At 67.6% G+C, this 10,900-nt stretch carries 15 protein-coding genes; 10 read left to right on the top strand and 5 right to left on the bottom strand.

The window, feature by feature from the left end; translation table 11 throughout:
• Position 1: 1 nt before the first annotated feature.
• A complete protein-coding gene (gene phnH, locus ACT89O_RS02880; protein ID WP_228897535.1) occupies positions 2-640 on the bottom strand; it encodes a phosphonate C-P lyase system protein PhnH in 639 nt (212 codons plus the stop codon).
• Entirely contained in the window at positions 637-1,149 is a 513-nt protein-coding gene (phnG, locus tag ACT89O_RS02875) for a phosphonate C-P lyase system protein PhnG (protein WP_121422099.1), read from the bottom strand. Before phnG ends, phnH begins: the two co-directional genes overlap by 4 nt.
• Positions 1,150-1,224: 75 nt before the next feature.
• Here phnG and phnF point away from each other — a divergent pair, with 75 nt between their 5' ends.
• The 5 genes from phnF to ACT89O_RS02850 are packed head-to-tail and all read left to right on the top strand — an operon-like array spanning position 1,225 to position 5,022.
• Positions 1,225-2,007 (top strand): phosphonate metabolism transcriptional regulator PhnF, encoded by a 783-nt coding sequence (gene phnF, locus ACT89O_RS02870; RefSeq protein ID WP_487261758.1) that lies wholly within the window; start codon positions 1,225-1,227, stop codon positions 2,005-2,007.
• Positions 1,994-2,722, top strand: a complete 729-nt coding sequence (locus tag ACT89O_RS02865) for a DUF1045 domain-containing protein (RefSeq protein ID WP_487261757.1) — start codon at positions 1,994-1,996, stop codon at positions 2,720-2,722. The genes phnF and ACT89O_RS02865 overlap by 14 nt, the downstream gene beginning before the upstream one ends.
• Complete coding sequence (phnN, locus tag ACT89O_RS02860) at positions 2,719-3,324, top strand: phosphonate metabolism protein/1,5-bisphosphokinase (PRPP-forming) PhnN (RefSeq protein WP_487261756.1); 606 nt, start codon at positions 2,719-2,721, stop codon at positions 3,322-3,324. Before ACT89O_RS02865 ends, phnN begins: the two co-directional genes overlap by 4 nt.
• 36 nt (positions 3,325-3,360) lie before the next feature.
• Positions 3,361-3,783 carry an arsenate reductase (glutaredoxin) gene (gene arsC / locus ACT89O_RS02855; protein WP_218298997.1) on the top strand — a complete coding sequence of 141 codons (423 nt, stop codon included), beginning with the start codon at positions 3,361-3,363 and terminating at the stop codon, positions 3,781-3,783.
• Between the two features lie 39 nt (positions 3,784-3,822).
• Positions 3,823-5,022, top strand: a complete 1,200-nt coding sequence (locus ACT89O_RS02850) for an MFS transporter (RefSeq protein WP_487261755.1) — start codon at positions 3,823-3,825, stop codon at positions 5,020-5,022.
• Between the two features lie 4 nt (positions 5,023-5,026).
• Here ACT89O_RS02850 and ACT89O_RS02845 read toward each other — a convergent pair whose 3' ends face one another.
• Complete coding sequence (locus ACT89O_RS02845; protein ID WP_121422093.1) at positions 5,027-5,692, bottom strand: DNA-3-methyladenine glycosylase I; 666 nt, start codon at positions 5,690-5,692, stop codon at positions 5,027-5,029.
• A 73-nt stretch (positions 5,693-5,765) separates the two neighbouring features.
• Here ACT89O_RS02845 and ACT89O_RS02840 point away from each other — a divergent pair, with 73 nt between their 5' ends.
• Genes ACT89O_RS02840 through ACT89O_RS02825 form a run of 4 tightly spaced genes read left to right on the top strand, consistent with a single transcriptional unit; the run spans position 5,766 to position 8,321 of the window.
• Positions 5,766-6,938 (top strand): aminopeptidase, encoded by a 1,173-nt coding sequence (locus ACT89O_RS02840; protein WP_487261754.1) that lies wholly within the window; start codon positions 5,766-5,768, stop codon positions 6,936-6,938.
• Positions 6,931-7,338 (top strand): polyhydroxyalkanoic acid system family protein, encoded by a 408-nt coding sequence (locus tag ACT89O_RS02835; RefSeq protein WP_487261753.1) that lies wholly within the window; start codon positions 6,931-6,933, stop codon positions 7,336-7,338. The genes ACT89O_RS02840 and ACT89O_RS02835 overlap by 8 nt, the downstream gene beginning before the upstream one ends.
• A gap of 17 nt (positions 7,339-7,355) precedes the next feature.
• Positions 7,356-8,060, top strand: a complete 705-nt coding sequence (locus ACT89O_RS02830) for a nitroreductase (protein WP_487261752.1) — start codon at positions 7,356-7,358, stop codon at positions 8,058-8,060.
• Between the two features lie 30 nt (positions 8,061-8,090).
• Complete coding sequence (locus ACT89O_RS02825) at positions 8,091-8,321, top strand: hypothetical protein (RefSeq protein ID WP_487261751.1); 231 nt, start codon at positions 8,091-8,093, stop codon at positions 8,319-8,321.
• Positions 8,322-8,352: 31 nt separating this feature from the next.
• Here ACT89O_RS02825 and ACT89O_RS02820 read toward each other — a convergent pair whose 3' ends face one another.
• Positions 8,353-9,441 carry an ornithine cyclodeaminase gene (locus ACT89O_RS02820; RefSeq protein WP_487261750.1) on the bottom strand — a complete coding sequence of 363 codons (1,089 nt, stop codon included), beginning with the start codon at positions 9,439-9,441 and terminating at the stop codon, positions 8,353-8,355.
• 218 nt (positions 9,442-9,659) lie between these two features.
• Here ACT89O_RS02820 and ACT89O_RS02815 point away from each other — a divergent pair, with 218 nt between their 5' ends.
• Complete coding sequence (locus ACT89O_RS02815) at positions 9,660-10,580, top strand: hydroxymethylglutaryl-CoA lyase (protein ID WP_487261749.1); 921 nt, start codon at positions 9,660-9,662, stop codon at positions 10,578-10,580.
• A 61-nt stretch (positions 10,581-10,641) separates the two neighbouring features.
• Here ACT89O_RS02815 and ACT89O_RS02810 read toward each other — a convergent pair whose 3' ends face one another.
• A complete protein-coding gene (locus tag ACT89O_RS02810) occupies positions 10,642-10,896 on the bottom strand; it encodes an acyl-CoA-binding protein (protein ID WP_055397012.1) in 255 nt (84 codons plus the stop codon).
• Positions 10,897-10,900 lie beyond the last annotated feature (4 nt).

Below are 10,900 nucleotides of genomic sequence, written 5' to 3'. Positions count from 1 at the left end.
CTCAGGCCTCCTGAAGGGCAGTGGCACCGCGCGTTGCCCGCGTGGTGCGTGGCAGACCCACGATGTGGTCTGCAGTGGCCAGCAGCAGATCCACACCGCGTGGAAACACCCCATGGTTGGCCGCCCACTGGGCCTCGAAGTCGTCGGGCAAACCATCCACCTGCAAGGCCGCCACCTCCTGGATGCCGGGGCCACGCAAGTGCCACGCATCACTCGCGTCCACCGTGGTGGCGGCACGCGATACATCGACCACGCAAGTCGCTGACTGATCGGGGTAGATGTCGGTACCCAGGGCCAGACAGTTCAGGGCAGGCAGCGCATCACCCTGCGCCACCCACACAAAACGAGCCTGCGCAGCGTCGGCCACCACAGTGCAGCCCGTGTGAAAGCGCAGCCAGGCACCGGCATCACTGGCTGCCAGCCTGGGCGAGAGCCACAACGTGCAGTCGCTGTCGAGCAGTGCCAGCAGCACGGCAGCCGATGCGGCATGCACCACGGCAGGAGCTTGCGCGTCGTGTTCTACCGCCACCGTGCGACCGGGGTGCGACAGCGCCTGCAGCACGGCGCGGAACACCGCCTGGCTGCCAAAAGCTTCGTTCGAGAATCCGGCACCCAGCGATGCCAAGGGGGTCGTGCTCATTCGGTGTCCTCGTCGTTGTCTGCACCGCTCTCGCGCGCCACGGTGAAAAAGTCCACCTTGGTGCTGGCAGCCCGCGCCTGGCGCTCGGCCTGCGTATTGCGCAGGTGGTTGCGGATGGGTTCGAGCAGTTGTGCGTCCAGCACCGGTTGCTGAACAGGGTCTTGCAGCAGCGCATCGGCCAGGGCCGCCAGCTGCACCTGGCGGTGCGACCGGCCCAGCACGTAGGCTACGCCCACAGTGGCCTCGGCGGCGTCCGATGCGTCGGCCACGCGCAGCGCGCAGCGGGTGACGGTGACCTCGCCCAGGTTGAAGCGCTCGCCCGTGCCACCGGCGCGGCCCTGCACCATCATCAGGCCGGTCTCTGGTGCACGCAGCCAGCGCGCTGGGCGCGTGGCGTGCTCGTGCAACGCAGATTCGAGCAGCCCCAGCGGCGCCCGGGCCAGCAGCGCCATCCACTGCGCGCGGCCCAGGGGGCGGCCCGGCCCCGGGTTGTCAAAGGCTTGAAACATGGAAGTGGTACCCTGAAAGTTGTATAGACAAATTGAACAACTGGCGCCAGCTTAAAGAGCGCGCATGTAGGTTTCATGACAGCCAGCACCACCTCTCTCACGCCCTCGCTACAGGTCTCGCAAGCACCACCACTGCGCCCCGCGCGCGACAGCTTCTGGACGCGCATAGCTGCCGAGCTGGCCGAGGCCATCGGCAGCGGCGTCTATCCGCCAGGCCAGCGACTGCCCTCGGAGCACGCGCTGGCCGAGCAGTTCGGCGTGAACCGCCACACCATCCGCCGCTCGCTCGCCAGCCTGTGCAGCCAAGGGCTGGTGCGCATCACACAGGGCAGTGGCACCTATGTGGAAGACTTTGCGGTGGACCTGGTGCTGGGCAAGCGCACGCGCCACCAGCAGGGCCTGGCACAGGCCGGTCTGCGCGGCAGCCTGGTGGTGCTGCAGGCCCAGACTATGCGCGCCACGGCGGCGCTGGCCAAGGCGCTGCAGGTGCCCGCGCGCAGCCCGCTGCTGGCGCTGCGCGTGCGGGGCGACGCCGAGGGCCAGCCCCTGCACATCAGCGAGCGCTACTTTCCCCTGCCCCGCTTCGAGAACCTGGCGGCCGTTGTGCGCGAAACGGGCTCCATCACCGCAGGCTTCACCGCCCACGGCGTGGCCGACTACACGCGCCGCGAAAGCCGCATCACCGCCGAGCTGCCCAGCGCCGAAGTGGCCGCCCAGTTGCGCCAGCCCACGTCGCGCCCCGTGCTGCAGGTAGAGAGCCTGAACGTGGACCTGGCAGGCACGCCCATCGAATGGGCCCGCGCCTGGTTTGCGGGCGACCGCGTGAAACTGACCATTGACCACGATGAACACGCCTGACATGCCTCCCACCCACCACCGCTATGCGGTCTATTTCGCACCCAACCCGGGCAGCCTGGGCTGGCTCGCCGGCAGCCACTGGCTGGGGCGCTGCGCCGCGCTGCTGCAGCCGCTGCAGCAGCTCGCCATCGACGGCGTGGCGGCGGACGACCTGCACCGCCTGACCGCAGCGCCCCGCCGCTACGGCTGGCACGCCACGCTCAAGGCGCCGTTTGCACTGGCGCCCGGCACCGACTGGATCGCGCTGCACCAGGCCGTGCAGTCCGTGGCGCGCGGGCTGCAACCCTTTGTGCTTCCGCCCCTGCAGGTGCAACGCATCGACGACTTTCTGGCGCTGGTGCCCCCGGCGTTGCACCCCGCCAATGCGCAGATCCAGGAGACCGCCGCCACCTGCGTGACGGCGCTGCAGCCTTTGGCCGCCCCCTTGTCCGACGCCGACCTGGCCCGGCGCCGCGCGGCGGGGCTCACTGCCCAGCAGGACGCGCTGCTGGAGCAATGGGGCTACCCGTTTGTGCTGGACGAGTTCCGATTCCACATGTCGCTCACCGGCAGCCTGGCGCAGGTGGACACACAGACGCAGGCGCTGGTGTTCGAGGCCGCGCAGGAGTTCTTCTCGGACCTTCCCATCCTGAAGTTCAACAGCCTGGCCTTGTTCGCAGAGCCCACACCCGGCGCCGACTTTGTGCTGCTGGATCACCTGGAGATGGGCGCATGACCGCGGGCCGGCTGGTCTACTGCATGGGCCCCTCGGGCGCGGGTAAGGACAGCCTGCTGGACTGGTTGCGGGCACACCTGCCCACCCCGTGCCCCGTGCACTGGGCGCAGCGCACCATCAGCCGCTTCGCCATGCAGGGCGGCGAAGCCCATGAAAGTGTTTCGCCCGAAACGTTTTTTGCTTTGCGCCACGAACTGGCCTTTGCCCTGCACTGGGAAGCCAACGGCCTGGGCTACGGCGTGCGGCATACACAACTGGCGCCGCTGGCCCAAGGCCACTGGGTGCTGCTCAATGGCTCGCGCGCCTACTTGCCTGAGGCCCTGGCGCGCTTCCCGGACCTCGTAGCGGTGCACATCACCGCCAGCCCCCAGGTGCTGCGCGAGCGAATACTGTCGCGGGGCCGCGAGAGTCCTGAGCAGGTGGAGGCCCGCGTGCAACGGGCCATGGCCTACACACCGCCCCCAGGCACTGTCAGCCTAGAGGTACACAACGACGACGCGCTGGGCAATGCAGGCCAGCGACTACTGAACGCGCTGGAGCAGTTGCCGGGCTGGCCCCTGCACAGTGGCAAACTTTCACGCCAACAACCTGCCTATTCGTAACCCTTTCCATCCCGTCAGCCATCCACAGCACCCACCATGACTGCCATCACCGTCTATCACAACCCCAAATGCGGCACGTCCCGCAACACGCTGGCCATGATCCGAAACAGCGGCGTGGAGCCCGAGGTCATTGAGTACCTCAAGACCCCGCCCGACCGTGCCACGCTGGTGGCGCTGATTGCTGCCACGGGCGAGCCGGTGATCAACGCCGTGCGCACCAAGGAAGCGATCTTCACCGAGCTGCAACTGGACGCACCGAGCGTCACCGACGCACAGCTCATCGACGCGATGCTGCAGCACCCCATCCTCATCAACCGCCCCATCGTGGTCACGCCCCTGGGCACGCGGCTGTGCCGCCCGTCCGAGAAAGTGCTGGACATCCTGCCCGCGCCCCAACAAGGCGCCTTCACCAAGGAGGATGGCGAAGTCGTCATCAACGCGCAGGGCCAGCGTGTCTGAGGCAACCTCGCGCGCCCCCACCACAGCCCACCGCGCGGCATGAGCGCCGCCTCGCAACGCTGGACCGTGGCACGCCTGGGCACGGCCCAGACGCTGGCCTGGGCCTCGTCCTACTACCTGCCTGCCATGCTGGCCGCACCCATGGCGCGCGACCTGGGCGTATCCACGCCCACCGTGTTCGCGGCGTTTTCGGTGGCGCTCATCGTGTCGGCGTTGCTCGGGCCTTTCGCGGGCCGGGCCATCGACCAACACGGTGGCCGCCCGGTGCTGGTGGGTACCAACCTGTTGTTTGCCGCCAGCCTGGCGGGCATGGCGCTGGCGCAAGGCCCAGCAGGCCTGTTTGCCGCCTGGGTGCTGATGGGGGTGGCCATGGGCTCGGGCCTGTACGAGGCCGCGTTTGCCACGCTGGTGCGCCTGTACGGCCAGGGCGCACGCGGCGCCATCACCGGCATCACGCTGATCGCGGGGTTTGCCAGCACCGTGGGCTGGCCCCTGTCGGCCTGGATGGAGACGCAGTGGGGCTGGCGCGGCGCGTGTGCGGGCTGGGCCGCATTGCACTTGCTGGTGGGCGTGCCGCTCAATGGCTGGCTGCCGCGCGCCGACGCTGCAGAAAAGGCTACCGAACCATCGACGGACGTCATCGCAGCGCCCGCCACAGAACCGGCCGTATCCGCCCCGCCCACTCCAGCACACCCGCTGCGCACCACCGTGCTGCTGTCCTTCGTGTTTGCGGTCACCTGGTTCACGAGCACCGCCATGGCAGCCCACCTGCCTCGCCTGCTGCAGGCCAGTGGCACATCGCTGCAGGCGGCAGTGGCCCTGGCGGCGCTGGTGGGCCCGGCACAGGTGGCGGCGCGCCTGCTGGAGTTTGGTTTTCTGCGCCGCCTGCACCCGCTGCTGTCGGCCCAGCTGGCTGCCGCCGCACACCCCGTGGGCGCGGGCCTGCTGATGGTGCTGGGCGGGCCTGCTGCCGCAGTATTTACCGTGCTGCACGGAGCAGGCAACGGGATACTGACCATTGCCAAGGGCACGCTGCCACTGGTGCTGTTTGGGCCAGCAGGCTACGGCGCGCGCCAGGGCCTGATGATGGTGCCCGCCCGCGTGGCGCAGGCATTTGCGCCGGTGCTGTTTGGCATGCTGCTGGACAGCGCCGGGGCAGCTGCCCTGTGGCTCACCACACTGCTGGGCCTGGCCGCGTTGGGAGCGCTGTGGCTGCTGCGTCCCGTGGCGCGGGTCTGAACGATCAACCGCGCGGCACCACAAACGCCTTCCGCGCCGCGAGCGCTGCGGGGCGCGAGTGGCAGCCTTCCAGGTGGTCGTTGACCAGACCCATCGCCTGCATGAAGGCGTACACAGTGGTGGGTCCCACAAAGCTCCAGCCGCGCTTTTTCAGGTCCTTGGACATGGCAATGGATGCGGGCGAAGTGGACAGCGTGCGCGCCACTTCGCGCGTGAGCCGCTCGGGCCGGTCGGCAGCGGCCGGCTCGTAGCGCCAGGCGTAGTGCGCCAGCGATCCGAATTCGCGCTTAAGCTCCAGCACGCGGCGCGCGTTGTTGATGGTGGACTCGATCTTGCCCCGGTGGCGCACGATGGCCGCATCCTGCACCAGGCGCTCGACTTCGGCGGGGCCGAAGGCCGCGACCTGCTCGGCGTCGAAGTTCGCGAACGCGGCGCGAAAACCCTCGCGCTTGTTCAGGATGGTGAGCCAGCTCAGGCCTGACTGAAAGCCTTCCAGGCAGATCTTCTCGAACAGCCGCCGGTCGTCCGCCACGGGGAACCCCCACTCGTGGTCGTGGTAATGGCGATAGAAAGGCGTGGCCTGGCACCAGATGCAGCGTGGGCAATCGGCCTCGTCGGCAAACAGGCCGGCAGGCAGGTCAGGGGCGGATTCAGCGGTCATGCGCTGCATTCTAGAAACTGCACCGGCCACACTGCTGACACCCCTTCAAACGCCCCGCGCGATCTGCCCATAAACTGCCCGCATGCGCCAGCTTCTCCCCCATCTGCGAGCCGTATCTCCCCTCATGATCAGCCTTGCCTTGGCGGGCTGCGCCAGCACCACCGGCCCCAGCAGCATGCTGGGCTACTACTGGCAATCGGTGCAGGGGCACATGCAGATCATGCAGGCGGCCGAGCCCATCGACCGCTGGATCGCCCGCACCGACATCCCCCCCGCCCTGCGCGAGCGGCTGCAACTGGCGCAGCGCGCCCGCGCCTTTGCCGTGGCCGAGCTGGGCCTGCCTGACAACGCCAGCTACCGCCGCTATGCGGACCTCAAACGCCCCGCCGCCGTCTGGAACGTGGTGGCCGCGCCGCCGTACTCCCTCACGCTGCACACCTGGTGCTTCCCTGTGACGGGTTGCATTGGCTACCGGGGCTACTTCACCGAGGCTGCCGCGCAAGCCGAGGCAGCGGAGCTGGCCGCCCAGGGGCTGGAAGTGGAGGTGTATGGCGTGCCCGCGTATTCCACGTTGGGCTATATGAACTGGGCGGGCGGCGACCCGTTGCTCTCCACCTTTGTCGCCTGGCCCGAGGGCGACTTTGTTCGCCTGCTGTTCCACGAGCTGGCGCACCAGGTGGTCTATGCCAAGAACGACACCTTGTTCAACGAGTCCTTTGCCACGGCGGTGGAGCGCATCGGCGTTGCGCAGTGGCTGGCAACCCAGTCCACCCCGGAGGCCCGCAAGGCCTTTGCCACCAGCGAGGCACGGCGCAGCGCCTTCCGCGCGCTGACCCGCGCCACCCGCGCTCGGCTGGCAGCCATTTATGGACAAAAAGAGGCTCTAGCGCTGGATGATCAAGCGCTAGCAGCTATGAAAAGTGAAGCAATGGAGGCTTTCCGCACCGGTTACGCGGCCCTGCGCACGCAATGGCTGAACACATCCAGCGGGGGGGCACCCCAAGCCACCACCGCCCAGGTGGCGGGCTACGACCGCTGGGTGGCCAAGGCCAACAACGCCAGCTTTGCCGCCCAGGCTGCCTACGATGAACTGGTGCCCGCGTTCGAAGCCCTGTTCGAACGCGAGGGCCGCGACTGGCCCCGGTTTTATGATGCCGTACGGCAACTGACGCAGCAGCCCCAGCCACAACGGCACGAGGCACTGCGCGCCCTTCTATCTGATACCCAACACCTCAAGGAGACACCCGGTGCCTGACATCCATATCCACCGCGACCACCACCTGGGCTTCAAGGAGGCCCGCAAGGTCGCCTTCTCCTGGGCCGAAAAGGCCGAAGAAAAATTCGACATGGAGTGCACCTACGAAGAGGGCGAGACGGAAGACCTGCTTACATTCACCCGCTCGGGCGTCAAGGGCACGCTGCTGGTGGATGCCCACCAGTTCGAGATGAAGGCGCAGCTGGGCTTTTTGTTCGGCGCGTTCAAGGACCGCATCGAGGCCGAAATTGGTGAACAGCTCGATGCCCTGCTCAACGCACCCCACCCCGGCGCCAAGAAGCCCGCTGCCGACAAGAAGAAACACGCAGCCGAGGTAGGTGCAGACAAGCCGGGCACCAAGGCGGCGGCCAAACCTGCCGCCAAAACCAAGAAGGCATAGCCACCAGGGCCGTCACCATGACATCCACCGCCACGGACTCTGCCACCCACAGCACGGCATTCGACACCCTCTCCACGCTGCTCCACACCCGCTACAGCTGCCGCGCGTTTCTGCCCGAACCCCTACCGCGCGCCACCATCGAAGCCATCCTGGTCACCGCGCAGCGCACGGCATCGTGGTGCAACGCGCAGCCCTGGCAGCTCACCATCGCCAGTGGCGCCACGCTGGATCGCCTGCGCAGCGCGCTGCAGGCCCACATGCCCACAGCGGCCCCTGAGCCCGACCTGCCCTGGCCGCGCGAATACCGGGGCGTGTACCAGGAGCGGCGGCGCGAATGTGGCTGGGGCCTGTACGAAGCCCTGGGCATTGCCAAGGGTGACCGCGAGGCCTCAGCGCACCAAGCGGCGCAGAACTTCACGATGTTCGGCGCGCCCCATGTGGCCATCGTCACCAGCGACGAGGCGCTGGGTGTCTACGGTGCGGTGGATTGCGGTGCGTATGTGAGCAACTTCATGCTTGCTGCGCACAGCCTGGGTGTGGGCTCCATTGCACAGGCCGCGCTCGCGTCCTACCCCCGCGTGCTGCGCGAGGTGCTGGGCATTGGTGAGGACCGCAGCATCGTCTGCGGCATCTCGTTTGGCATGGCAGACCCGGAGCATCCGGCCAACCGTTTCCGGACGACCCGAGCCAATCCAGCGGGCAGTGTGGTGTGGCGGGATTGAATGAGCGCTTCATACAAACCAGGCGCCCGCGTGACGCTGCAGACCTTTCTGGGGATGACCGCTGCTCCCGCTGATTGCAGCCCCATAAACAACTATTGGCTGCGGCTCGGAGCTACCGGCACGGTGCTGACACCGCCAAACGCTGAGGGGCGAGTTCTGGTGCGCTGGGATGTTGACGTAGCAGAGCGCGGCCTAGCTTGCCATAACCCAGAGCCCAACAGCTTGCTCATGGCCGAATCCGATCTGCTGGCATTGCGTTGAGGCTGACCCAGCCCAGCCGCCAGCACCTTTGTCAAGCAACCGCTTTCAGCCAGGGGGCAGCGGAGGCGCCCGCTGCGGAAGCCGTTGGCTGCAGCAGCACCCCGAACAGGTTCTTGGGGTCTGACAGCTCAGGGATGAGCTCAATGGGCTGGCCGATGCCCATCTCAGTAGCCACATCGCGCAAGAACCGCAGCGCAGAAAAGTCCTCCAGCGCAAAGCCCACCGAGTCGAACACCGTCACCGCCGCGTCGCTGGCCCGTCCGCCGTGCCGACTTGCCAGCACCTCCCACAGCTCGGTCACCACAAAGTCGGGCGGCAACTGCTGGATGTCGCCTTCGATGCGTGTCTGCGGGGTGTATTCCACAAACACCTGGGCCTGGCGCAACACGTCGGCATGCAGCTCGGTCTTGCCGGGGCAGTCGCCGCCCACAGCGTTGATGTGCATGCCGGGCGCCAGCATGCCGGGCGTGAGGATGGTGGCATTGGTCTTGTCGGCCGTCACCGTGGTCACGATATCGGCGCCACGCACGGCCTCGGCCGTGCTGTTGCAGACCACGGTGCGCAGGCCCGTGCCTTGCAGGTTGGCCTGCAGCTTGGCGGTGGCGGCCGGGTCCGTATCAAACAGCCGCAGCGTGGTGACGCCCAGCAGGTGGTGGAAGGCCAGCGCCTGGAACTCGCTTTGGGCGCCGTTACCGATCAGCGCCATGGTGCGCGCACCGGGGCGTGCCAAGGCGCGGGCGGCCACGGCCGACATGGCGGCGGTGCGCAGGGCGGTGGTGAGGGTGAGTTCGCTCAGCAGCAGCGGCGCGCCGGTGGCTACATCGGCCAGCACGCCAAACGCCATCACGGTCGGCAACCCCCAGCGCGTGTTCTTGGGATGGCCGTTGACGTACTTGAACGCATAGGTCTGGTCGTCGGCAATCGGCATGAGTTCGATCACGCCGTCGCGCGAATGGCTGGCCACACGTGCGGATTTGTCGAACGCGCCCCAGCGCAGAAAGTCGGACTGGATGTAGTCGGCAATGCCGCGCAAGCAGGCCTCGACGCCTTTGCGCTGCACCAACTCGATGACATCGGGCGCACTGAGGTAGAGGGTGGAAAAGTGGTTCTTGGAAGGCATGGTGCTTGTCTCCGGGTGGGATACAAGCAGTGTCCCGGAGCAACGCAGCAATGGGAATTGCCCAAACTGCCGCATGTTGCGGGGCGGTTTGCCGGTATGGCAGAACAAATTGCCACTTTGCACAATCGTCGGCCCCGCGCCATGGGGGCATGGGGGCATGGGGGCGCTATCCTCCCGCATCCGACACATTCCACGCACGTCCGACAACATTCCGCACCATGACGCAACCCCAAGTCCTCATCAGCGAAGTCGGCCCGCGCGATGGCCTGCAGTCCGTCAAAGCCACCATGCCCACGGCCGACAAGCTGCGCTGGATCGACGCCCTGGTGGCCGCCGGGCTGCGCGAGATTGAAGTGGGCTCGTTCGTGCCTGCCCGCCTGCTGCCCCAGATGGCCGATGTGGCCGAGGTGGTGCGCCACGCGCTGACCCACCCTGGCATCACTGTGATGGCGCTGGCCCCCAACCTGCGTGGCGCCGAGGCGGCCCTCGCGGCAGGTGTGCACAAGGTCACGCTGCCGGTGTCGGCCAGCGCCGCCCATTCGCTGGCCAATGTGCGCAAGACGCGCGAGGCCATGGTCGAGGAAGTGCGCGCCGTGGCCCACCTGCGCGACGCGCAGGCCCCCGGCATGCTGGTGGAGGTGGGGTTGTCCACCGCCTTTGGTTGCACCCTGCAGGGCGAGGTGCCCGAGGACGACGTGATCTGGCTCGCGAGCCTGTGCGCAGAGGCCGGGGCCGACGAGGTGGGCCTGTCGGACACCACCGGCATGGCCAACCCGGCCCAGGTGCGCCGCCTCTTCACGCGCCTGCGCGCCGAGCTGGGCGCCAAGGCCGGTGCGGCCCACATGCACAACACCCGCGGCCTGGGCCTGGCCAATTGCCTGGCGGCCTACGACGTGGGGGTGCGAACCTTTGATGCGTCGCTGGGCGGCCTGGGCGGCTGCCCCTATGCGCCGGGCGCGTCGGGCAACGTGGTGACGGAAGACCTGGTGTTCATGTTCGAAGCCATGGGCATTGACACGGGGGTAGACCTGGAGCGCCTGATGGCCGCACGCGCGCCGCTGCAGGCTGGGCTGCCAGGAGAGCCGGTCTACGGCATGACGCCGGAAGCGGGACTGCCCAAGGGGTGGGTCCGGCGTTAGGCACCTTTGCCCCCAAAGCAAAAGGCGACCGAAGTCGCCTTTTGCTTTGGGTACCGCCGTATCAGCTCAGCGAGGTGATCAGGTCCACATACTGCTGCTTGGCCTCGTCGGCACCCGTGCCCTTGAGCTTTTCCCAGGCGTCCCACTTGGCACGGCCCACCATATCGGAGAAGCTGGGCTTCTTCTCGGTGTTGTCGCCGGCGGTGGCTTGCTTGTACAGCGCGTAGATCTTGAGCAGCGTGGCGTTGTCGGGACGCTCGCTCAGGTTCTTGGAATTGGCCACGGCGGCTTCGAAGGTGGCGTTGAGGTCGGCCATGTCG

The sequence above is a fragment of the Acidovorax sp. NN32 genome (assembly GCF_057597245.1).
Note: the sequence above shows the minus strand (reverse complement) of the source record. Positions and strands in the feature narration are given on the sequence as shown.